The organism is Pontibacter sp. LHS1 (genome assembly GCF_058932855.1).
The window spans coordinates 420608-443888 of sequence record NZ_JBZYWF010000001.1 but is presented as its reverse complement, the minus strand read 5'-3'; the positions used below and the strand labels follow the sequence as shown (position 1 = coordinate 443888).

Genomic DNA, 23281 nt, shown 5'->3' with positions numbered 1-23281 from the left:
TGCTAGTGGCTTACCCGTATGGCAGTGGCATGGGCCTGCACCGGAAATGATTCCATGACCTGCTCGTCAAACCAGGCCTCCACTAAATGTCCTTCACGCAGATGCTCCAGTCGCAGTGTGGCTCCTTCTACGTTCTCGATGTGGGTATTGGCATCTATGCGCAGTGTCGCCTTGGTGTGGTTAGTCTGCATACCTTCCACTGACTCGACCAGTATAACGGCCACGCCTGCTTTCTTTTTGGAATTAGTTTTTTTGATATTGGTGATGTTGCCCTTTATGTCGGGCTGCGTGTTGGGAATCTGAAAGCCATCCTGGGTCTGGCATCCAGCCAGTAGGAGAGCAGCCAAGGGTAGAATATTCAGGTATCTTCTCATGGGTTCAAGAGTCGTCTCAAGCCCTTTGCCTTACAGGCAGGGCATACTTTTGACATTTGTACGCAGGAGGGAGATGATTAGTAATGGCTAAGGCGCATTTTATTTAAGGCCTATGCTACCCGCATAAATTGGTCTGACAACTCTCTGCGCAGGTTCTCGCCTGGTGAATAGTAAGAGAGGAAGTCTGTGCGGCGACAGGTGGCCAGGCGCGGCTCCTGCCGCAGCGTGAGCCGGGAGCGCTTCCCTACTGTCAGCAGGCCTATGCCTTTTCGTTCACATAGTTTGGAAAGGTAGTCTGCCATGGCATTGCCGCGCCAGCACAGGCTGCTAACCTGTAGCCCCAACCACTGGTGGTCGGCAGGCTGCTGCTTGAGTTGGTCAACTGCTGCTTTCAGTTGCTGCTGCATATAGCGCTTGCGCAGGCTGGAATGGAGCATAAAGCCAGCCACTGCAAGTATTGCAGGTATTACGGCCATCGCCAGCCAATTGCCGGCCAGGTAGCAGAGGTAGGCTGCTGCGCCAAAAATAGAGGCAGCAGTTAAATAACGACTTCTGCCCAGTCCTTTTTTCTTGTAAGTGCTCAGCAGGCGCGCCAGTTTGTTAGAGGCAGAAATATTGAGCGATACGGCAAAAAAGCAATTGTCGTGTTTCTGATAGGCAAACAGCGCATCGGCAAAAGTGCCCTGGTGCGTGGGCACCAGTCTGTTTATAAGTAAGCCGGATTTTTTTTCATGTTTGGCATAGTAGGAACCAAGAAAATCAATAGCTTGGTCTCCAATTCTGTTTTCTGCCATATGCGTCAGATGTTTGTAGCCTTCAGATATATTGTTTCATAGTTGGGGCTACCCAGTTAAACTGACGAGCCTTAGGCAGGATGCGGTAAGTGTCTTCCACTTTTTTACAAATATAGGAAGCGTAAAATATAAAGCTACTAATTTGATTATTTTTTTGTAAAATTTACTTTAACCTATAGCATTCTTGGCTAAGTCCTGACTAGTCATATTACAATACTATATTGTCTGGATTTAAACCATCAAGTAGCAGGCTGTTTTAAGTACAAAAAGATTATGCCCATTGTTATATGTCGGGTTTGAGCGACTTTCTGTCTTGTATAACCATACAAAACTGGGTAGGCTGACACAAATTTTTTAGATTTACAGCATGGTGATGAAGGTTCAATTCACTGCTTCTTTAACTAAAACCATGAAAAAAAGTTTTTCGCTCTTTTTTGTCTTGTGCTCGCTGCTTTCTGTAGGGGCACTCAAGGCGCAGTCGCCTGCCAAGCCGCATGCTGCCGAGCTACTGCAGGATATCAAAAAGCTGAGCGTGCTGGGTACCGTCTTGTATCTGGCGGCACACCCCGACGACGAAAATACCCGCTTTATCGCCTACCTGTCCAACGAAAAACTCTACAACACCGGTTATCTGTCGGTGACCCGCGGTGATGGCGGGCAAAACCTGATCGGGCCAGAGATCCGGGAGGGGCTGGGGATTATCCGTACGCAGGAGTTGCTGCAGGCCCGCCGCACGGACGGAGGGAAGCAATTCTTTACCCGCGCCAACGACTTTGGCTTCTCTAAAAACCCTGAGGAAACCTTTGCGATCTGGGATAAGGAGAAGGTGCTGCACGATGTGGTATGGGCAATCCGTAAGTTCAGACCTGATGTGATCATCACCCGCTTCTCTCCAAGGCCTTCCGAAACCCACGGGCACCACACCGCTTCGGCCATGCTGGCAAGCGAGGCTTTTGAAGCCGCCGCTGACCCGAAGCGCTTTCCGGAGCAGCTCAAGCACGTGCAGGTATGGCAGGCCAAACGAGTACTTTGGAATACTGGCGTCTGGTCCTTCCGCAGCCAGAAAGAATTTGAAGACTACGGTTCACAACTATTAAAAGTGGATGTAGGCGGCTATAATCCGCTGCTGGGCAAGTCATACCCGGAGATCGCCGCCCTGAGCCGCAGCATGCACAAGAGTCAGGGCTTTGGCGCAACGGGTACACGCGGTGTTACCATCGAGTACCTGGAGCACACAAAAGGCGAACGAGCTAAAGAAGAATTGTTTGAAGGTATAAATACCAGCTGGAGCCGTGTGAAAGGCAGCGAAAAAGTAGCAGCCCTTCTGCAGCAGGCAGTGGCGGAGTTTAAGCCGGAGCAGCCCGCGGCCGTAGTGCCGACGCTGCTGGCAGCCCGAAAAGAATTGGCTAAGCTGCCCGATAGCTATTGGAAGCAACTCAAGACGCAGGAACTGGAGCAGGTGGTGAAGCATAGCCTGGGTCTATACCTGGAGGCAGTGGCTACGGAATATGCCGTGACACCGGGTGAGCGCCTGAGCTTGCAGCTGGAAGCCATCAACCGATCGGCTATACCTGTGCAACTGGTGAGTATGCGTCCTTCCTTCGCCGCCAAAGACAGCAGCCTGAACAAAACACTCGCTCCGAATGAGGGGCATCTTATACCTTTCAAAATGCAGATTCCGGCTTCGGCACCACTCTCGCAGCCGTACTGGCTACGGCAGGAGGGAACGCTGGGCCTGTTCCGGGTAGATGATCTACAGGAAATCGGTGCCCCCGAAAATCAGCCGGCCGCTGAGGTTCAAATGAACCTGCTGATCAGCGGAGAGCCTTTCCGCTATACCGTGCCGGTGGTGTACAAGCGCAACGATCCGGTGGATGGGGAGCAGTACAGACCACTCGCCATTACGCCGCCTGTGTTTGTGAACATCTCCGAGAAAGTGCTGATGTTCGCCTCGCAGGAGCCGAAGCCAGTGCACGTGCTGGTGAAATCGGGTAAGGCAGGTATAAAAGGCAACCTGGCATTGCAACTCCCGAAAGGTTGGCGTGCGGAGCCGGTGCAAGTGGCATTTGATCTGGAGCAGAACGGAGCTGAGCAGCTGGTACGCTTTATGGTGCATCCGCCCAAAGGGCAGCAGGAAGTAGAACTGAAAGCAGTCGCCACAGTAGCAGGCAAGCCTTATACCCGCGGACTCAACATGATCCAGTATAGCCACATCCCTACCCAGACTACCTTCCCGGAGGCTGTAACCAAAGCGGTGCGCCTCGACCTGAAGCGCAACGGAGAGCAGATCGCATACCTGATGGGCGCGGGTGATGATATACCTGCGAGTCTGCAACAGATCGGTTATAATGTGACGATGCTCAAAGACGAGGACATCACAGACCAGAATCTGAAGCGCTTCGATGCGGTGATACTGGGTGTTCGGGCCTATAATACGGTGGAGCGCATGAACTTTTACCAGCCGCGCCTGCTCAACTACGTGCAGCAAGGCGGTACAGTCATCGTGCAGTATAACACCGGGCACAGCCTCAAGACGAACAATATCGCTCCTTATCCTTTGAAGATATCAAGCCAGCGGGTGACGGTAGAAGATGCCGAGGTACGTTTTCTGAAGCCGAATCACCAGGCGCTGAACAGCCCGAACAAGATCACCAAAAAGGATTTTGAAGGCTGGGTACAGGAGCGGGGCCTCTACTTCCCAAGTGAGTGGAGCAAGGAGTTCGAAGCCATCCTTTCGAGCAACGATCCGGGCGAGCCTGCCCGCGACGGTGGTCTTCTGATTGCCCGCTATGGCAAAGGGCACTTTGTGTATACCGGCTACTCCTGGTTCAGGCAATTGCCTGCCGGTGTGCCGGGTGCTTACCGCATCTTCACGAACCTGATCTCCCTCGGTAATGGGCACGGCAACCAGGGGAGCAGCACAGAAAGTGCTGTTAAATAAAAGGAGCCATTCAAAATCTGCAGTTCAAGATACCCAGTGAGTAGTCCTGTGCTTTTTGTTACAAAGACTACTGTCTAAAGAAAACCATGAAAGAAACCGATAGCAAGCCTAACGAGGAGCTCGACAAGCCACCCTTCTTTAAGAGCTGGAAAAGTATGTACTGGCTGGTGCTGGGCAATCTCGCTTTTCTGATCACCCTGTTTTACATCATCACCCGCATCTATTCATGAGGCTACTCGACTGGATTGTACTGCTCGGCACACTGGGCTTTATTGTGAGCTACGGCGTTTGGAAAACACGCGGCAGCAAGGATATAGAAGGCTACCTCAAAGGTGACAATAGCATGAAATGGTGGACCATCGGTTTGTCCATCATGGCCACACAGGCCAGTGCCATTACGTTTCTTTCGACGCCGGGACAGGCCTACGAAGACGGTATGCGCTTCGTGCAGTTCTACTTCGGCCTCCCGATTGCCATGGTCATCATTTCGATCACGGTCATCCCTATATTTTACCGGCTCAAGGTATACACCGCCTATGAGTACCTCGAAAGCCGCTTCGACCTCAAGACCCGCTCGCTGGCGGCCCTGCTCTTTCTGATACAGCGCGGACTGGCGGCGGGCATCACGATCTATGCGCCGGCCATTATCCTGTCTACTATCCTGGGCTGGAACCTGACGGCGACGAATATGCTGATTGGTATACTGGTGATCATCTATACCGTGTCGGGTGGCACTAAGGCGGTTAGCGTGACGCAGAAGCAGCAGATGGCCGTGATGATGGGCGGTATGCTGGTGGCAGGTTTTATGGTGGTGCGCTACCTGCCTGAAAGTGTGTCCTTCGGTGATGCCGTGGCTGTGGCCGGTAAAATGGGCAAAATGAACGTGGTGGACTTCTCCTTTGACTGGAACGACCGATACAACTTCTGGTCCGGCTTGACGGGGGGACTGTTTCTTTCGCTCTCTTATTTTGGCACGGACCAGAGTCAGGTGGCCCGTTACTTAGGTGGCAAGTCGGTAGGGGAGAGCCGGCTGGGTTTGCTTTTTAATGGTCTGCTCAAGATCCCGATGCAATTTATTATTCTGTTCATCGGGGTGATGGTGTTTGTGTTCTACCAGTTCAACCAGCCGCCGCTCTTTTTTAATGAAGCGGCTAAGGACAAGGTATACGCTACAGAATTTGCCCCCGAGATGGAGGCGCTTGAAGAGCAGCACACCACGCTGTTCAACCAAAAGCAGGAAGCAGTGCATGGCCTGGTTGCCGCTCTGCGAACCGACGACGAAACGGCCATAGCCGCTGCGCAAGCTAAGGTGCAAGGTATAACCGATGCCTCCAAAGCGGTGCGCACCGAGGTGAAGTCGCTGATCGCCAAAGCCACGCCTGATGCCGAGACCAAAGACACCGACTATGTGTTCATTTCCTTCGTGATGAAATACCTGCCGGCCGGTCTGGTAGGCTTGCTGTTGGCCGTGATCTTCTCAGCGGCCATGTCTTCCACGGCATCTGAACTCAATGCACTGGCCTCTACCACGGTAGTCGACATCTACAAGCGTTCCGTCAAAAAGGAAAAAGATAACTTCCACTATCTTAGGGCTTCCCGCGTTTTCACAGCCGCCTGGGGCACCTTGGCCATTATTTTCGCCACCTATGCCTCTCTGCTCGATAACCTGATACAGGCGGTTAACATCATCGGTTCCATCTTCTACGGCACCATACTGGGTATTTTCCTCGTGGCTTTCTACGTGAAGTACATTAAAGGACATGCTGTGTTCATTGCAGCTCTGATGGCTGAGGCGGTGGTGCTGTACTGCCACTTTTACACCGAGATTGCCTTCCTGTGGTTCAACGTGATCGGGTGTGTGGCAGTGGTGGTATTTGGCGCGATTCTTCAATTTTTCACAGGGCAGAAAGATGAAAGGTTGAACTAATGCCGCGGCTTCTGCCCCGCCACGATATAGACTAAGCTGCCGCCTGCTGACACGTACTCTTCGTTCAGAAGCCTTTGCTTAAGCGCAATCTTGTTGTAAAGCAGCCGTTGCCAGTAGGCATCAAACTTGTCTTTGTCGCCGCCACCGGCCATAAAGTAGTTTAAGTTGTCCTGATAGTCGTAGCCCATGGAGTCGGAGTCGATCCACTGCAGCATCTGCTCTACGCGCAGCATTTTCTCCTGCGTGTCGTAGGGCGGGATGATGGAGAGGGCTTTGTCGGAGATCCATACCTTGATGTTCTCGAGGCCGGCTTTGAGGTATAGGTCAGGTATAACATCACCAAGCGAGTTGAAGCCCTCGCCGAGTCGCTTCTTGCCTTTCTCGATGCGAAGCTTTATCTCCAGCACTTCAAGGGTGCTTTCCACGTCAAAGTCCGTTTCGCCGTAGCGATCGAACATCAGGTTAGGCACGAGGTTGTTCGGCTCCAGCGCCAGCACCCAGCCACCCGGCTTCGTGATCCGGATCATCTCGTCGATCACCTGCCTCGGGTCTTTCACATGAATCAGCAAGGTCTGGCAGAGGGTAATGTCAGCCAGGTTATCGGGCAGGGGGATGTTAGACGCGTTGCCTACCCGGAAGTCGTAGGAGATGTCGTTGTGCAGGTAGATGCTTTGGGCTTTCTGCTTGGCTTCCTCAATGTACTCCGGCTCAAAATCGACGCCGTATACCCTGGCGCCCGGAGGCATGTGCCGCGAAAACATGAAGCCCATCATACCTTTGCCGCAACCGATATCCACCAGCGAGCCGGTATAATCCAGGTGCAGGCGGTGGGCCAGCAGTTCTAAGTAATCGTCGTTCCACCAGTATTCGCGGGCCGGACCCAGGTGGTCCTCTGAATGTTTTTTCTCTTCCAACAGGTATAAGTTAACAGGTAATAAAAAGGAAAGCCCCTGCCAGAGCAGAGGCTTTCGGTAGTAAGTAGGCAGCTAAGTGCTTACTTCATTTTCTTCCACTCGGCTATGGCTTTTTCATTCATACGCACATAGTCTTCGTTGTTTGCCTTTTTGGCCAGTTCTATGGACTGCTCAGCGGTTTTCACGGCGCCTTTGTAGTCTTTCAGTTTCGCCTGCATCTTGGCCTGTGCATGCAGGTTCCAGAAACGCGGCTCACTGGCATTGGCTTTTTTCATCCATTCCAGCGCCTGTTTCATGTCTTTATTGTTATCAGCATAGTAGTTGGCAGCGGCAGCATAAAGCGCAGGAGACACCTCTTTGCCATTTACCACACGCTCCTGAATCTGTGCCATCACTTTGCTGTCTACTTCCGACTCAATAGTGAAGCTGACAATGGTTTTGTCCCACAGGATTTCCAGATCAGCACTATTGGCCTTCAGGTTGGCGAAGTTGATGGTGAAAGTCTCGATTGTTCTCGGGTTAGTCTGTGGCTTCACAGTAAAACGCAGCTGGTCATTCTCCTGCTTATACTGCGCTACGTTTCCGCCGAGCTTGGTGTCTTTGTACAGAATGACGGTCCACTCGTTCTGATTCGGAATGGTCAGCAGGGCATACTCACCGGCAGGTACTTTGTTTCCCTGAATGGTCACCTCGTCGCTGAACTTAAGGGTCGTAGAGTTATTGGCACCTGTGCGCCATACTTTACCGAAAGGCACAATATCGCCACCGTATACCGAGCGTCCTTTCATGGATGGACGGGAGTAATCCACAGTTACATCAGTAAGTCCGATTTTCTGTGTCACGGTAGACGCTGGGCTGGCAGCTGGCATGGCGATGCCTTGTTGCTGAGCCTGAACTGTTACGGCTGTGCCGCCTAGCAACGCAGCTGACAGCAGCATGCTGAATAAAATCTTTTTCATGGTTTTATATTTGAATATGATGGTTTGCGACTCGAAAATAGTGAAAAATGCTGATTATTCCCCTTAACCGGATCTTTCAGAATAAGTTTTGGTGATTCGCTAAAAACTTCGCCCTACGCTGAAGCCAAAGCGGGGAATGAATGCGGGACCCGGTGACTTGGTATTGCTTTCTGTGGAAAGAAAAGGAGTAAAGCCAACCCGCACCACAAGTCCTCCGGTCGGGTTTTGGTACCGGAAACCTAAACGGCTGAAGTACATATTGCGCAGCAGGTCCGGCTCATTGGTAAAACGACGGGTATAGCCCAATCCGAATTCAAAGTGCTTCTGAAATCGGCCGATCATACCCAAGGCTTCCACCGGCACCACCGGATAAAAGCCCGGCTCCTCCGATGAGAAAAAGGTATTGCTTGCTATACCTATCCTGAAAGCTGCCTTCAACATGGACTTCTGGTACACGATGCGGTCAAAATTAGCGGACAGCAAGTCACCGTTTCCCCCCAGTTCAGCATACACCGCATTGCGCGCCCTGAAAGTGTCACGGTAATTTTGAGCTGAAGCCGAGTAGCCCAGCAAAAGCAGCAAGCAAAGAAGAAAGCCTCGGGTGAAAGCGCTGGTTAAGTGCATAAAAAGGTTTAGGAGCGACTGATTCAGGTATAAACAATTGCTTTGCAAATTAATGATTTATTAGGATATATGAATGTCTTAATCAGGATTTGGAGGATGAATAGAATTGCTAGTTACTGGTTATTTAGTGAACGATCCGGACGGGTGGCGACCCCATGGTGTCAATTTTGCTTTAAATTCTAGGTCTTCATTATTACCTAAGTTGACGGAATAGGGTGAGGCATGTCCCTGTAGCAAAATAAAAAAGCCCTGTCAGTTCTACACTAACAGGGCCCTTATACCTTAAAGATTCAAGCCTTAACTCATTTCAAACTGCAGCCTGAGCAAATTCGCATAGATACCATTGTCATTGAGCGACAGTACTTCGTGCGAGCCTTCCTCTACAATCTCCCCGCCATCAATCACCAGGATCTTATCCACCTTGCGGATGGTAGCCAAGCGGTGTGCAATGATGATCGTGGTACGGCCTTGCATCAGTTCGTCCATGGCTTGCTGCACCAGGTGCTCTGACTCCGAGTCGAGGGAGCTGGTGGCTTCATCGAGCACGAGGATCGCCGGGTTTTTCAGGATAGCACGGGCAATGGCCACACGCTGACGCTGACCGCCAGAGAGTTTGATGCCGCGCTCGCCTACCAGGGTATCAAGACCTTCAGGGAAGGAGCTAATAAAGTCGTAGGCATTGGCTTTGCGGGCCGCCATAATGATTTCTTCTTCTGTCGCTTCCGGTCGACCATAGGCAATGTTCTCACGAATAGAACCGCCGAAAAGCAAAACTTCCTGCGGCACAATGCCCACATTGGCACGAAGCTCGGTCAGGCTCATCTGGCGGATATCCTGACCGTCTACGGTAATGCTGCCGTGGCTCACATCATAGAGACGAAGCAGGAGCTGCACTATAGTAGACTTACCGGCACCACTTGGACCTACCAGCGCGATTTTCTCACCTGAGTTGATGCTGAAGTTGATGTCGCGGAGTACCTGAATGTCCGGACGGGTAGGGTAGGAGAAAGCCACCTGATTGTAGCTGATATCGCCACGCACCCGTCTGATCTCGCTCAGCGGACGCAGGCTCTTATCGGTTGGCTCTTCTGTCTCGGCCAGAATTTCCTGTATACGCTCCGTAGCACCAAGTGCCGACTGGATCTTGCCATACAGTTCACCCAAACCACCCACAGAGGCGCCGATGAATACAGTATAAATGATAAAGGAAATCAGTTCACCTATGGTCAGGTCACCATTCTGCACCAAAGTAGCGCCGTACCAGATCACGAGGATGATACCACCAAACAGGCCCACAATCACAAAGGAGATGAAAGCACCCCGGTAATTCGCCGCCGAAAGAGCAGCTTTTACAGCTTTGCTGAGGGAATGGCGGTAACGGCCAATCTCGAAGTTTTCATTGGTATAGGCCTTCACGGTGTTGATCGCCTGCAGCGTTTCCTCTACGATCACGTTGGTGTTGGCCAGTTCGTCCTGTGTTTTCTTGGAAAGGCTCTTGATCTTGCGTCCGAAAACGAGCGTAAGCGCCACCAGCACCGGGAAGGTCGCCAGCATGAACATGGAGAGCTTAATAGAGGTCCAAAGAATGATGATAATGCCTACCAGAAGCGTGGTGATCTGGCGGAAAAGCTCGGCCAGCGTAATGGACATGGCATCCTGTACCTGCGCCACGTCGGTAGTGATGCGGCTGGTGATCTCGCCTACGCGTCTTTTCTCATAAAAAGGGATGGGCAGCATCATGAACTTGCTGTAGAGGTCGCGACGGATGTCGGCCACGGCGTTTTCGCTTACCTGCGCAAAAAAGTATACCCGGAAAAAAGAGAAAATGCCCTGCGCCAGAATCACGGCAAACAGGCCAAGCGCGATCATGTCGATGTCTTCGAGGAACCAGTCGGCGTTGCCGGTGGAGGAGTCAACCAGCTTGCCGGTGAGCAGCGGGAAGATCATGAAAGTCAGGCTGGAGAGCACCAGAAAGCCCAGACCGACCAGGAATTTAAACTTGTAGGGTAGTACGTAGCTAAAGATCCTGATGCCGCGACGAAAGCTGTCTTTGCTGATCTTCTTTCTGCCTTCTTTCTCCTGCGTGCCGTCGTTTAGCCCGATTCCGCGTTTTGCCATTAATGAAATCTATACTTAATAATGTGTGCCAACCACAGGTATGACTGCGCCGGCCCGGGAATGTGCAGGTATAACAGCTGATGCGTGCTAAAAATGCCACATACCCGAAAAATCTTACAAAGGTAAGTAAAGTATGGGATATAGCGGCTCTATTTGCATAGTGAGAGATATCATTATTCATGTTGTAGCTGGGTGCCGCAAGTTTAGCGTGTACTATTGCATAGCTGGCATTTCGCCTGTGCGGCGGGCAGCTTTTGCCCTGGCCGGGCGGGCCTCACTTTTTGTCTTGACACAAATCGAGGGCCCCTACCCCCACTCGCTGAACGCTCAAAGAGTGGAGTGTCACAGGGTGCACCGGGCTCAGGTTATCTGTTGCATTGCCAGCGTGCAAGTTAGTCTTTCGATACTTGCCAGTGATTTTTTACAGTCTCGACAGGGCTTATACCTATAAAATGGCAGCGACAGGGTTCCCCTCCTTAGACAATCGAGAACGCGAGTTCGAAGATTGCGAGCGTAGCTCTAAGGGGCAGGGGTGGTTTGACCCGGTATCTGTAGCACTAACTTAAGTCCCAATACCTGCCAAACTGGAACAGCCGAAGTCCCCCTTGGGGTAGGGGCCCTCGAAAAAAAGGGGCAAGGGATGATAATCATGCACAAGACGTCCCACGAGTAATATACCTGCGCAGCGGCAATATCATAATTCCCCTCCTCGGAGGGGCAGGTTAATTGTGCATAAGAATCCTGTCAATCCTTTAATCCTGTCAATCCTGATTCAGACACCGCCCACAAACCCACAAAAGTCAGGAACCCGTTCAAAATCAGCACTTCAAAACCGAACTGGTAGCCGTTGAACCACTCGGCGGAGTTGGCGCTGATGATGTAGGTGAGCATGGGAGCCACGAGGCAGATGGCCGGGACAAAGCGGTCGCGTACCTGGCGGCGGGTGTAGAGGCCAAAGGTATAGAGCCCCAGCAGCGGTCCGTAGGTATAGCCTGCCACCTGCAGCAGCGTTGAGATCAGGCTTTGGCTGTTGATCTCATTCACGGCTAGGATCACGAGCATCATGATTACCGAAAAGCCAATATGCACGATGTAGCGCATACGTACCCGTTCGTGCTCGCTGCGTTCTTTAAAATTGAGGAAGTCTACACAGAAGGAAGTAGTGAGCGAGGTAAGGGCAGAGTCGGCGGAGGCGTAGGCAATAGCGATAATGCCCAGGATAAAGGCGATGCCTACCACAGCCGGGAAATGGTTCAGTGCCAGGAAAGGGAACACATCATCGCCACGTGCAGGTAGGGCTATGCCTTTGGAAGAAGAGTACAGGTATAGCAGCGCACCCAGCGACAGGAACATGACATTCACGACCACCAGAATCACGCTGAACCAGAACATGTTCTTTTGCGCTTCTCCAATGTTTTTGCAGCTCAGGTTCTTTTGCATCATGTCCTGGTCAAGACCCGTCATCACAATTGTGATAAAGGCGCCCGAAAAGAACTGCTTCAGGAAATAGGTGTTCTCCTTGTACTCCCAGTTAAACACATCGCCATACTCACTGGCTGAGATCGTGTCAACCATCCCCTGAAAGCTCAGGTTTAGTTCATCCGACACCACCCAGATGCTCACTCCAACTGCCAGTAGCATGGCCGTGGTCTGAAAAGTATCGGTCCAGATGATAGTTTTCATGCCGCCCCGGAAGGTATAGGCCCAGATCAGCAGAATGGTAATGCCTACCGTCACCGCGAAAGGAATGCCCATCTCATCAAATACGGCCAGTTGCAGCACACTGGCTACCAGAAAGAGGCGAATGGCGGCTCCCAGGGTGCGCGAAAGCAGAAAGAAGCCAGCCCCGGTTTTATAGGACCAAAAGCCGAAGCGCTGATCCAGGTAGGTATAGATGGAGACTAAATTGAGGCGGTAGTAAAGCGGCAGGAGTACCGTGGCAATGACCACATAGCCTGCCAGGTAGCCCAGCACGAGCTGCATGTAGGTGAACTGCAGGTCGCGCACCATGCCTGGCACTGACACGAAAGTTACCCCCGAAAGCGTCGCGCCGATCATCCCGAAAGCCACTACATACCAGGGCGATTTGCGGTTGGCCAGAAAGAAGGTGTCAGAATCGGTGCTCTTGCCCGTCAGGAAAGAGATCAGGATCAGGATGCCGAAATAGCCGATGATGAGGCTGATGATAAGCGTTGCAGACATGTGTGTTGCCGTCGTGAGGCTGCAAATATAGCACAGCCCGCCGGTTTTCGGGCTATAGCAGCTCGCGCAGCAGCACCGGTTCCCCGATGGCAGGTATACGCAGCCCCTGCATCATGCCCGAAGCGGCTATCTGCTCGAGTAGACGCACCGGCTCACCCGCCGGCTCATCTGACAAGTCGAAGGTCCCGTAGTGCATCGGGATGAACGTACCCCCTCGCAATACATTATAAGCCCGCACTGCTTCATGCGGGTTCAGGTGACTCTTCTGCATCAGAAAACTCGGACGATAGGCACCTACCGGCATCAGGCACACATCCATCGGCCCAAAAAGCGCCTCTATTTCCTCAAAATGCCCGTTATAACCCGTGTCGCCGGCAAAGTACAGCTGCATGGTGGGCGTCCTGATCAGGAAGCTTCCCCACAACACCTTGTTCATGTCGAACATGCCGCGGCGGTGCCAGTGTGAGGCAGGCAAAAAATAGATCTCTATACCTTGCGGGGTAAGGTCGAACTTCTGATACCAGCCTGCTTCCTGATAAGGCATATGCGGCTCAGCACTGCGCAGCAGATCGCCTGCCCGAAGCGGCAGCAGCGCCTTCAGGTCAGGGTTTTGACGGTACAGGGTTTTGATGGACCGCTCGTCGAGGTGGTCGCGGTGACCGTGCGAAAACAGCACCAGGTCTATACCTGTGAGTTGCTCCGGCGCACAGGGCAGACCGATGCGGCGCTTGATCATAGGCAGGTCATAGAACACAGGATCTGTGATCATGGTCAGTCCGTTTACCCGAATCAGGAAGGTCGCATGCCCGAGCCATACCACCATGTTTTCTTTAGAGTTGATGAAGTCGGTGCCGTAGACAACGGGTGGGATATAGTTGTCGGCTTTCTTCTCTTCACGCTGCGGATTGCGGGTAGTTTTCCAGCGCAGCACTTTGCTCAGTTTAGGGGTGTAGAGCTCGCCGCCGTTCACAAACTGTCCATTGATGGTCTTGTTGCCGCGGAAATCTGGCTTCACCACGTCAAGTTTGTCGTTTTTCAGATGTCTTACTGTTTCGTTCTTCTGCCTCAAAATCTGAATAAGCTTGTTTTCAGGGATTATTAACACGATAACGCGCACGAAAGTTGAAACGTGTGCGGAAAATTAATTAAAATACGTCAGTGGGCATAAAAAAAGCGCCTTCTCCATTCAGAAAAGGCGCACTTGATTTTCTTAGGCTATGCAGGGAGCTGTTACCAGAAGCTACCGCCTCTGCCCACAGATACCGGGTGTTGGAAAGGTCCATAGAAGGGAGAAGCACCATTGGAGTAGCGCATAGCGCCCGTCACCGAAAAGTGCTCTGTAATTTTATAGGTTGCCCGGAAATCCATACCCTGACGACCCGGCGTCATAAAGTTCATGTAAGCCGGGTTCTGGGCCGGAACATTCGAGAAGTCCTTCCAGATGCTGCCGCTCAGGATCAGGCGTTCGTTTACCAGGTAGTCGGCACCCACATGGGCGATGTAATGGTTGCTCGGACTGGTACGCATCAGCGTGGTGCCTCCGTCTGTAGTAGGAACGCTGTACTGGCCCGGCATCACCGACATGTAAGTCAGGCTGCTGAACACACGCAGGCGCGGATTGAGCTGATAACGAACGGTCGGCTCCAGGTAGGTGGCGCCAAAACCGCTGCCAAAGCTGGCGCCAGCGGCCAGGCTATAGCTGAGGCGCTTTGCTGGCATCTCAAATTTTGTCGGCCTTTCTTCCTCAGAAGCCGAGGCTGGCCTTTCCTGCAGGGTAGGGGCCGGCGCGGTTTCCAGACTGGCTTTCTGGCCTGTCTGTGCCATAGCGCTACCGGCAAAAAGTAGGCTGCAGGTCAGTATGGTGCTCAAAAATATTTTCACGTGAAAAATCGCTGTTGAATGTGGTACTAAGTTAAGGTACAAATGCTTCTGAAACAAGCGGATGTCTATTTCCAAACGAGGTCCTAAGTCTTTTGTTGCCAGCGGCTATACCTGCTGCATAGTGTACAGCCTCAAAAAATCTACTCACCTGCCCAAGTGCTTTTAGCCGGAAGCTTATTTCTTGTCTTTTGCAGGTATAAGCCTGCCCGAAAAGGCCAACCAGAAGCTAAATCCCAGCAATAGCAGGTAGTTCAAGGTATAGATGGTTGCAACGGAATCAGAAACCAGTCTGCCGGGAGCAAAAAGGATGCCCTTCATCATCCCATTGTCTAACAAACCGAGGAGGGCAAATACGATAGCGATGACCAGCACAAATCCAGCATGTTGCAAACCCAGTTTCTTGCGCCTGATGGCGATAAAGGAAAGCACCACGCCAAACAGTGCCCCGACATAGGGAGCGCCCTGTAGCACCAGCTTGAATCTGTCGATGCGGGCATTGTTCACGCCATACTTGGTAGCGCTTTCCTCAAAGTCTCCTAAGTTGTCCGTTTCCAGGTATAACTCAGCCAGCGGCATGTCATAGATGTAGCCCAACGCAACAAAGGCATAGGAGGTGAGCAGCATGATCAGACAATACAGCAGGATTACTTTTGGGTTTATACCTTGCATGGTTACTTTGTCCTGGCTCCCAGCCAGGCTTGTCTGAACTGCTGCATGGCTGGCGTCAGCTCTTTGCCAGCCGCTTCAAATGGTACAACCTCCAGGGTAGGAATTTCTTCCATGATCAGGGTTGCCTTTCTGACGGTGCCGTGGCGTTGGTAAGTTACGGGCACGCTGTGGGCTGGCTTGAGCCTGTTCATGATCTTTTCCATTTCCTTTTCGCTGGTTACTTTTCTTCCATCGAGCGTCAGGATAACGTCGCCACGGTCGAGGCCGGCTTTATAGAGTGGAGAGGTCACATAGGTGCCGTTCATGAGTTTAGCGCCTTGCTTGCTGTATTCAAAATTGGCCATGCCGAGGCCTGCTTTGCCTGGGTTGTCTTTCCGTAACTGCAGACCTGCCTCGGCCAGGAGCGCGGCATAGTCAGGTAATTCGCTGCCGTATACCTGTCGTCTGAAAAAATCAGCGGCCCAGGCAGTGTCTTTTGTCACTTCGGCCAGCGTCTGCTCCAGGTCACGCAAGGTATAGGGCTTCTCCGGTTGACCGTATTTCTGCCAGAGCGCCTGCATATAAGCATCCAGGGTAGTGTTGAAGTCACGACGCAGGGTCAGGTCCAGCCCCAAGCCGAGTACACTGCCATAGGTATAGTAGGAGATAAAGGTGTTGTGGCGGTTGTGCGGGTCCACGGAGCGGGCGGCATCCACGAAAGGAGCCTGCAGGCTCATTTCTACCAGGCTGTGGTAGTGGCGGCCCGGTGAGAGCAGTACATAATTCAGGTCTCCGGCCAGATCACTGCTGTATTTCTTTAAGTCGAAGATGCCCGCACGGCGCATGGTCAGGTCTCCGTAGTAGGTGGTAAAGCCCTCTGCCAGCCATAGGGCCTCCGACATGTTGGCTTCCTGAAAATCAAATGGCTCCAGACTGGCGGGGCGCAGGCGCTCTACATTCCAGGCATGGAAAAACTCATGCGACACCGTATTGAGCAGCGGATTCATGGAAGTGGCTAAAGGCCTTGAGCTGGTCAGGATGGTGGAGTTGCGGTGTTCCATGCCATCGCCCACCGCCTGTGGCATGTAGCAGGCAATGAAGGTATAGCGGTCAAAGTCGAAGTCGGGCAACTTCCCGAAAACGGCCTGCTGCTCTGCCACGATCTTTTTGGTGCTGGCCACATAGTTGTCGAATGCCGTTTGAGGGCCCTGGTGGTGCATGGCTACCTGTATGGTCTTGCTTTTGGCGCCATTCTGTACCTGCCACTCCGCAAAGGCAAAGTCACTCAGCTCTGTCGGGCTGTCCATCAGGTACTGAAAATTCGGAGCCTGGAAAGTCGAGTCGTTCAGCGGCTGCAGCTGCGTGGCTATTTTCCAGTTGCTGCCCTGTGGTATGCGGAACGTCACACGGGCCGGTGCCTGCTCGAAGCCGCGGGCATACATGAGCGTAGCGGGCATGTTCAGGTGTGCATGCGTCTCGTCGATGCCGGTATAAGTGCCGTCGGCATGGTCGCCGAACAAGGTATAGCTCAGGATAACTTCTCCCTGGTGCCCGCTCACATGCCACTGGTGCGGACTATAGCGGCTGACGCGCAGTTCCTGCCCTTTGCTGTCGGTGGCTTTGACGCTGTACACGTTTTTGGCAAACTCATGCAAGGCGTAGCGGCCCGGCGAACTGCGTGGCATGAGCACCTGCAGGGTATCGCTTTTTATACCTGTAAACGTCACGCTGATCTGTGCCTCGTGGTGCACGGCGTTCGGGAAGGAGAGGTGGTAGCGCACTTGCTGCTCCTGTGCCAGTAGTGGCGTGAGCGTCAGCGACAAGGCAGCACACAGGGCGCCAAAAAGTCTCGTGGACATAAGGGAGTGTTTGGTTCGAAAATAAAAGTAGGGATTTTATAGCTGTTGCGCAAAGCCGCTATACCTTCCGGTATACCTTGGCCTGCACCAGTCCGCCGTAAAATGACGCTGCCTGTAACTCCTGCAGGGGCAGTCTGGCGAAATGGCGCTCAAAATCAGGCAGGCGGGTAGCGCTTACCTGGCTTACTTTTCCGAAGAAGGTATACATGCTCCTTAGTAAGAGCCGCTGCCAGGCCGGAGCCGGCACCTGCGCAGGCCAGAAATCACTAAACAGCCAAAGTCCCTGCGGACGCATCGCAGTGCACAGCCGGTTCATCAGGTATGTCAGCCGCTCATCCGGGAAGAGGTCGAGCAGGAAAGGAGTGAGGATGACGTCAAAGGTTTCATGCTGCTGCAGGTTGTCTTCTGTGCCAGGCCGGAAAGTGATGTTTGAAAGAGCAGAGGGGATTCTCTGCCCGATGCGCCTCCGGGTCATCTCCAGCATTTTCTCCGAGGCCTCCAGGTAAGTGACTTCCGCCAGAGGGCTATACCTGAGCAGCTGCTCCAGTAGCCAGCCAGAGCCACCGCCGATCAGCAGTACGTTCGCTTTTGCAGGTATAAGCGACAGGTGTTGTACCTGCGCCCGCCGCAGCGCATTGCCAAACACCAAGCGGGAAAGGCCGTCATAAACCGGGGCGATGCTGTCGAAGTTGGTGTTGCTCACCTTGCAAAGGTAAGATCTTACCGGGCATAATGCTCCTCTACAATCCCTTTGAGTTTCTCCAGCACATACTCGGTGAATTGTTTGAGCAGGCTTTGGCTGTTGCCTTTGAAGACTTCCCTGAACTCCTCTGCCTTGCCATCATATAGAAAAGACACGAAAATAGTGCCCACCGGCTTCTCGGAAGTCTCAGAGCCTCCAGCCCCGGCAAGTCCCGTGGTAGCGACGCTGATATCGGCATTGAGCGCCTTCTTCAATCCCATGACCATCTCATTGGTTACCTGCTGCGACTCAGCGGTGTAGAGGTCCAGGGTTTCCTGTTTTACGCCCAGCAGCTTTTTCTTGGCTTCGACATTGTATACCACCAGGCTGCCGATCAGCACATCGCTGCTGCCTTTGGCTTTTACCAGTTCAGAAGATAGCATGCCAGCTGTGCAGCTCTCTGCAAAGGCAATGGTCAGGCCATTGTCTTTCAGCATCATGGTCAGTTCGGTAAGCTCTGTTTGGTTCATAAGGTATATTCGTATTCAGATAAGGGGTGCTACTCATACTGCTTTGCCCTCCGGGGGGTTACCTGTCAGCGGGTAGCGGTGCAGGATGCTGTAGCGGGGATGTGGCGATCCTAACGCTGAATGCCAGACCGCAATCTCGTTCACCTGGAGTGTGATCGGGCTATCCGGATGCAGCGATTCGAGGTGATGCGGCACCGGGCGGTCTTTGCGAAAGCGGGCAAGCGTGACGTGCGGTTTAGGCTCACGGTTGAGAGGCGGCTCCTCTGAAAGTGCCTGCGTAAGGCTGCGGCTCAGTTGGGCAAAGGCATCGTGGCTTCCAAACCGGGCCCAGATCAGGCGTGGGGAGCGGGGTTTGGGTCCGGGTTCTATCGCCTCCAGTTGCAACGTGAAGGGGGCAAACTGTTGCGCCATGTGTGCGGTGACATCCTGTATAGCGTCTAACTGACTGGCGGGCACGTTGCCGATAAAGTAAAGCGTCAGGTGCAGGTTTTCTACCGGAACCTGGCGGATGGCTTCATCTTTATACCTGCCTGCCTGTTCGCTAAGGTACTGCTTTAACTCCTCGGGGAGCGGTGCTGCAATGAATAGTCTGGTGGTTTGGCCCATGTGCTGCGTATCTATCCTGTATGGCTTCGCATACGTAATTAGTGGGCAGGCGTATACTTAGCCTATGCTAGAAACAAGACCCCTGGATATTCATGATACGACACTATTATAAGAAGCTGGCAGCAGGCTTTGCCTTGTTCACCCTCGAACTGATCTTTGTGATGGCCGTTTTCCTGGCCTGTGTCATCGTCTTTTTATATGTCAGCGCCGAGGTTGCCTCTGCGGCCGGCCCGATCAAGTTCGACGAAGCAGCTTTTGCAGTTGCCGCTGATATGCAAAGCACCGGCTTTACACGGTTTATCGAGTTCATTACCTTTTTCGCCTCCCGCCACTTCATGACAGCGGCAGGCCTCTTGCTCATCGCCTACTTTCTGTTTGTGCGGCGGCACAGGTGGTATTCTCTCAAAGTGCCGGTGGTGGCGCTTGGCAGTATCTCGCTCAACCTGGTGCTCAAGTTCTTTTTCGACAGGGAGCGGCCCGCCATGCCCCTGGTCGACGCTTCGGGCCTGAGCTTTCCGAGCGGACACTCCATGATCGCCGCCTCGTTCTACAGCTTGATCATTTACCTGACCTGGCGACATGTGGAGTCCAAGCCCCTGCGAAATTTTTTAGTGGCCCTGCTCGTAATTTTTATTTTACTCATCGGATTCAGCCGCATCTACCTGCGGGTGCATTATGCGACAGATGTGGTGGCGGGTTTTGCGGCTGGTATTCTGTGGGTTATCATCGGTATCTGGTTGTTGCGCCGCATCGAGAAGTATACCCGCAAAGAAATCGCTCCGGTGGTAGAGGAAGATTGATTTTTAGTGAAAGCAATTTTTTTTCGGGTGGACTATTGCAGATAATAATTTCTGTTATACCTTTGCAATCCCAATCAACAAGGGTTAAAGGGTTTTGGGAATTACATTTTGATTACTACCAAGCGCGCACGTGGCGGAATTGGTAGACGTGCAGGTCTCAGAAGCCTGTGCCTTCGGGCGTGGGAGTTCGACTCTCCCCGTGCGCACTAATCCAAAATGTTAAAAGCCGGCTGCAAAGCCGGCTTTTTTGTTTTTATACCTTTCTCCTTTGTCATAAGCATCAGGCCGCTTAACTTAGAGTTCTCAACCGCCTTTCTAAAACTGAAACTATGACTCGCCTCCTTGTTGCCTGCCTTGGCTATACCTTGCTGCTGTTCTCTATACCTGCGCTTGCCCAGCACCCTGACCAGATTGCCGAAGTAAAAGCCCGGCTGCAGAAGGAACGGAGTGCCTTGCTTCAGAACGGTGCAGTGCCAGTCGCAGACAGGGCTAACCGCATGCTGGACCTCGGCATGTGGCAGGAGGCGGAGGCGCTGCTGCAAAAGGCAGCTGCCTCCAAGGAGGTGATGCTGGCAAAAGCCCGGCTTGCTATGCTGCGCCACGAGTACGATGCAGCCGAAGTACTGGTAGAAGAGGTGCTGAAGCAGGAGCCGGCGAACAGGGCGGCTTTGCTATTGCAGACGAAGCTGCAGGTGCAGGCCTGGGAGTTGCCGAAGGCGCTGATCACTACTCAAAAACTGCTGCGTAGCAATGCAAAGGATGAAGAGGCTGCCTTGCTTGTGGGACGCATCCTGATGTTTCAGAAGAAGTACAACGAAGCCCTGGCCCAGGCAGTAAAGGTGCAGCGCTGGAACCCCAACAATGCGGCCGCCTACCTGCTGGAGTCGGATGTGCTTTTCTGGGATCAGAAACCCGAAGAGGCCGAAAAGCCACTTGTCAGGAGTTTGACGCTGAACCCCTTTGATGCTGATGCCCGCTTCAACTACGGCTATGCCATCTGGCGTCGGGTGGATGCCACACAGCTCAACGCCATGGCCGCTCAGTGGGAACTGGCGCTGGCGCTCAACCCGCTGCACTATGTCACGCACTGGCACTGGGGCAATGGGCATACCAACCTTACCTATGCCGACTATGCCCAGCCTGAAGACGAAGCCGTTCGGAAAGCCCTGCAGCCCGCCGATCAGCTGATCTCGCAAAGCAAACTACAGGAGGCGCTGACCGAAATACGCAAAGTACAGCAAGCATATCCGACCTCCGTACTGCCCGACATGCTGCGGGGCTCTGCTTACTACATGGCCTTCGACCTGCCGCGCCAGCCGCGCCTCGACTCAGCCGAAGTTATTTTTCAGCGTATCCTGCGCCGGAAGCAGCACTACGGTCCGGCGCATAATGCCCTGGCCGCTGTGATCAAGCAAAAGCAACTCGTCTACCTGGCAGCTTATGATTCGCTCACGCAGATCATTCAGCAAACAAAGATTGCCGATCCGGTTAACTTCGCCCGTGTGTTTCCGGATGTGACCTACTATCCTGGAGAAACGGTGCAGAAAATGGTCTGGTCGCAGCTATACGCCAGCACCGTATACTTCCCGTTCCTGTCGCGGCAGGGGGAGAAATTTGTCATTCCGCCCCTGCACATCGACCTGGCCATTGCCATGAACTCGCCCTACTTCCGGCAGGCCACCACCTTCGACAACCGCCAGTGGATGGATATCCGGGGCGTGGGAAGCGGAGCCGCCGCCATTGAATATGTGATCCGGGGTGCTTACCTGGAGCGCAACGTGGTGCTGCACGAGTATGTGCACCTGTTCCATGGCCGGGTGTTTACCGATGCCGAAAACCGGGCTGTACGTCGTCTCTACCACCATGCCATGAAAGAGGGCCGAACCCTCGACTATTATTCAGCCAACAATGAGCACGAGTACCTGGCCCAAACCTATCCGGCTTATTTTGAGCCTGTGAAGGTGCACCCACTCAACCACAAGTCCATCAACACCACCGGAGATCTCAAAACAAAGGATCCGGAGCTGTATACCTTCCTGGATAAACTGGTGAAGCGGCAGGAAGCCTACCTGGCTGGAGACAAACAGGCCATGGCCAGCAACTGGGCGCAGGTATACCTGAACCTGGCTGAGCGCGAAACCAGGGCGCACAATTTTCCGAAAGCCGCCGCGCTGCTGGACTCTGCCCTGATCTGGGACGCCAATTACCAACCTGCCCTGCTGGCCTATGCAGGTCTGAAGCAAAGGCAGCTGGCCTTCGATGAGTCGCAGCAGTGGCTGGAGCGTGCCCGGCAAGTGAACAAAGACTATGCGCCGATCTACACAGCCGAGGCCGAGCTGCTGGAGGCCCGTCGCAGAGCCGGTCAGTTGACTGCCCGCCGTGCCGTGCAGGAGCAGCAATTACGCTACGACCAGGCGCTGCTGTTGGAGGATGATCTGCTCACCCGCGCCCGCATGAACCAGGCTTTCCGTGAAATGTACACTGCCTACGGACGGCTACCCGAGGCGATTGCAGTAGGAGAGCGCTACGTGCAGGAAGCACCGACCATCTCCACCTACCTGCGCGATCGTCGCGACGAGGCACAGGCCTATACCAGCTGGTTGCGTGGCACGGCCGCTCCATCGCAGGAAGCGGAGCGTACCCTGGCGGCGCTGGTTGCCCGCAAGCCGCAGCACTACGAACTTCGCCAGCAGTATGCCGAGGTACTGGCCACACAGGGCAAGTATACCGAAGCGATTGCGACTTTGGCAGAAGCGCAACGTATACTGGCAGCAGCAGGGACTCCTCGCCCGGGCTACATGGTGCGCATGGCCGCCTGGCAATTGCAGCTCGGTGACAAAGCAGCCGCGCAGCAGTTGCTGGAGCCTATCAGCAGCGGGAAAGTGCGTGCCCGCAGCGAAGCTACCCTTTTGGCCCGGGTATACGCCGGCCTCGGGGATGCCCACAAGGCGCAGGAAGAACTCAAAAAACAACCCGTGCAGCACACCCCTGCCGAACTGGCCGATTTTCTGTTTGCCTCCGGTAAGGTATGGGAAACGGAGAAAGAGCCGAAACGCGCCCGGAAAGCCTATGAAGCCGCCCTTCGCGAAAATCCATACCTGTACGAAGCCCGCCAAAGCCTGGTAAAGCTCCTGCACCAGGAAGGTAAAAACAGCCAGGCCGAACGCCTGCTCGCTGCAGGTATAGAGTTGGGGTATAAGTTGTAGGGGGGAATTGTTGGTGGTTAAATTGTTAATGGTTAATTGGGTGATTGTTGAAATCTGGATGAGACCCTATCCAGGGATTCACGGGATTAAGGCTTGTAGGGACAGGTTGCGACCTGTCCTCGCGGTGGCTGTGCTGTGAAACAAGAATGGCAGATCCGGCAACGGCGTACGGTAGAACGCGGTTTTGAAACTTTTCAGGGTATATTTGCCAATGCA

At 53.3% G+C, this 23281-nt stretch carries 19 protein-coding genes and 1 tRNA gene; 6 read left to right on the top strand and 14 right to left on the bottom strand.

Annotated features, from left to right (window positions below; all coding sequences use genetic code 11):
- Positions 1 to 2: 2 nt before the first annotated feature.
- Together AC5FXQ_RS01915 and AC5FXQ_RS01910 are read right to left on the bottom strand one after the other, a co-directional pair.
- Positions 3 to 374 (bottom strand): DUF3221 domain-containing protein, encoded by a 372-nt coding sequence (locus tag AC5FXQ_RS01915; protein WP_493600814.1) that lies wholly within the window; start codon positions 372 to 374, stop codon positions 3 to 5.
- Positions 375 to 484: 110 nt separating this feature from the next.
- Positions 485 to 1168 (bottom strand): hypothetical protein, encoded by a 684-nt coding sequence (locus AC5FXQ_RS01910; RefSeq protein ID WP_493600813.1) that lies wholly within the window; start codon positions 1166 to 1168, stop codon positions 485 to 487.
- Positions 1169 to 1577: 409 nt separating this feature from the next.
- Here AC5FXQ_RS01910 and AC5FXQ_RS01905 point away from each other — a divergent pair, with 409 nt between their 5' ends.
- From AC5FXQ_RS01905 to AC5FXQ_RS01895, 3 genes are all read left to right on the top strand, one after another.
- Positions 1578 to 4109 carry a PIG-L family deacetylase gene (locus AC5FXQ_RS01905; protein ID WP_493600812.1) on the top strand — a complete coding sequence of 844 codons (2532 nt, stop codon included), beginning with the start codon at positions 1578 to 1580 and terminating at the stop codon, positions 4107 to 4109.
- Positions 4110 to 4195: 86 nt separating this feature from the next.
- The gene (locus AC5FXQ_RS01900; protein ID WP_493600811.1) at positions 4196 to 4339 is read left to right on the top strand and encodes a hypothetical protein; all 144 of its coding nucleotides are present in this window, start codon (positions 4196 to 4198) and stop codon (positions 4337 to 4339) included.
- On the top strand, positions 4336 to 6036 hold the full coding sequence (locus AC5FXQ_RS01895; protein WP_493600810.1) for a sodium:solute symporter family protein: 1701 nt from the start codon (positions 4336 to 4338) through the stop codon (positions 6034 to 6036). Before AC5FXQ_RS01900 ends, AC5FXQ_RS01895 begins: the two co-directional genes overlap by 4 nt.
- Here AC5FXQ_RS01895 and AC5FXQ_RS01890 read toward each other — a convergent pair.
- The 12 genes from AC5FXQ_RS01890 to thpR all read right to left on the bottom strand — a co-directional run bounded on the left by AC5FXQ_RS01890 (position 6033) and on the right by thpR (position 19059).
- A complete protein-coding gene (locus AC5FXQ_RS01890; protein WP_493600809.1) occupies positions 6033 to 6950 on the bottom strand; it encodes a class I SAM-dependent methyltransferase in 918 nt (305 codons plus the stop codon). The genes AC5FXQ_RS01895 and AC5FXQ_RS01890 overlap by 4 nt on opposite strands.
- Before the next feature lie 80 nt (positions 6951 to 7030).
- A complete protein-coding gene (locus AC5FXQ_RS01885) occupies positions 7031 to 7909 on the bottom strand; it encodes a DUF2911 domain-containing protein (protein ID WP_493600808.1) in 879 nt (292 codons plus the stop codon).
- 99 nt (positions 7910 to 8008) lie between these two features.
- Complete coding sequence (locus AC5FXQ_RS01880; RefSeq protein ID WP_493600807.1) at positions 8009 to 8533, bottom strand: hypothetical protein; 525 nt, start codon at positions 8531 to 8533, stop codon at positions 8009 to 8011.
- A gap of 297 nt (positions 8534 to 8830) precedes the next feature.
- Positions 8831 to 10651: an ABC transporter ATP-binding protein gene (locus tag AC5FXQ_RS01875; RefSeq protein WP_493600806.1), complete on the bottom strand. Its 1821-nt coding sequence runs from the start codon at positions 10649 to 10651 to the stop codon at positions 8831 to 8833.
- A gap of 744 nt (positions 10652 to 11395) precedes the next feature.
- Positions 11396 to 12853, bottom strand: coding sequence for a sodium:solute symporter (locus tag AC5FXQ_RS01870; protein WP_493600805.1), 1458 nt, complete (start codon positions 12851 to 12853; stop codon positions 11396 to 11398).
- Positions 12854 to 12905: 52 nt separating this feature from the next.
- Positions 12906 to 13922: an MBL fold metallo-hydrolase gene (locus AC5FXQ_RS01865; RefSeq protein ID WP_493600804.1), complete on the bottom strand. Its 1017-nt coding sequence runs from the start codon at positions 13920 to 13922 to the stop codon at positions 12906 to 12908.
- Between the two features lie 161 nt (positions 13923 to 14083).
- Positions 14084 to 14677: a hypothetical protein gene (locus AC5FXQ_RS01860; RefSeq protein ID WP_493600803.1), complete on the bottom strand. Its 594-nt coding sequence runs from the start codon at positions 14675 to 14677 to the stop codon at positions 14084 to 14086.
- Positions 14678 to 14908: 231 nt separating this feature from the next.
- On the bottom strand, positions 14909 to 15403 hold the full coding sequence (locus AC5FXQ_RS01855) for a hypothetical protein (protein WP_493600802.1): 495 nt from the start codon (positions 15401 to 15403) through the stop codon (positions 14909 to 14911).
- 2 nt (positions 15404 to 15405) lie between these two features.
- Positions 15406 to 17241, bottom strand: a complete 1836-nt coding sequence (locus tag AC5FXQ_RS01850; protein ID WP_493600801.1) for a M61 family metallopeptidase — start codon at positions 17239 to 17241, stop codon at positions 15406 to 15408.
- Positions 17242 to 17299: 58 nt separating this feature from the next.
- A complete protein-coding gene (locus AC5FXQ_RS01845; RefSeq protein WP_493600800.1) occupies positions 17300 to 17944 on the bottom strand; it encodes a class I SAM-dependent methyltransferase in 645 nt (214 codons plus the stop codon).
- 17 nt (positions 17945 to 17961) lie between these two features.
- A complete protein-coding gene (locus AC5FXQ_RS01840) occupies positions 17962 to 18453 on the bottom strand; it encodes a CinA family protein (protein WP_493600799.1) in 492 nt (163 codons plus the stop codon).
- 33 nt (positions 18454 to 18486) lie between these two features.
- The gene (gene thpR / locus AC5FXQ_RS01835; RefSeq protein ID WP_493600798.1) at positions 18487 to 19059 is read right to left on the bottom strand and encodes an RNA 2',3'-cyclic phosphodiesterase; all 573 of its coding nucleotides are present in this window, start codon (positions 19057 to 19059) and stop codon (positions 18487 to 18489) included.
- Between the two features lie 92 nt (positions 19060 to 19151).
- Between thpR and AC5FXQ_RS01830 the strand changes: the two genes are divergently transcribed.
- The 3 genes from AC5FXQ_RS01830 to AC5FXQ_RS01820 all read left to right on the top strand — a co-directional run bounded on the left by AC5FXQ_RS01830 (position 19152) and on the right by AC5FXQ_RS01820 (position 23065).
- Entirely contained in the window at positions 19152 to 19859 is a 708-nt protein-coding gene (locus AC5FXQ_RS01830) for a phosphatase PAP2 family protein (protein ID WP_493600797.1), read from the top strand.
- 124 nt (positions 19860 to 19983) lie between these two features.
- Positions 19984 to 20065, top strand: a tRNA-Leu gene (locus AC5FXQ_RS01825).
- A 123-nt stretch (positions 20066 to 20188) separates the two neighbouring features.
- Positions 20189 to 23065 carry a tetratricopeptide repeat protein gene (locus AC5FXQ_RS01820; protein WP_493600796.1) on the top strand — a complete coding sequence of 959 codons (2877 nt, stop codon included), beginning with the start codon at positions 20189 to 20191 and terminating at the stop codon, positions 23063 to 23065.
- Positions 23066 to 23281 lie beyond the last annotated feature (216 nt).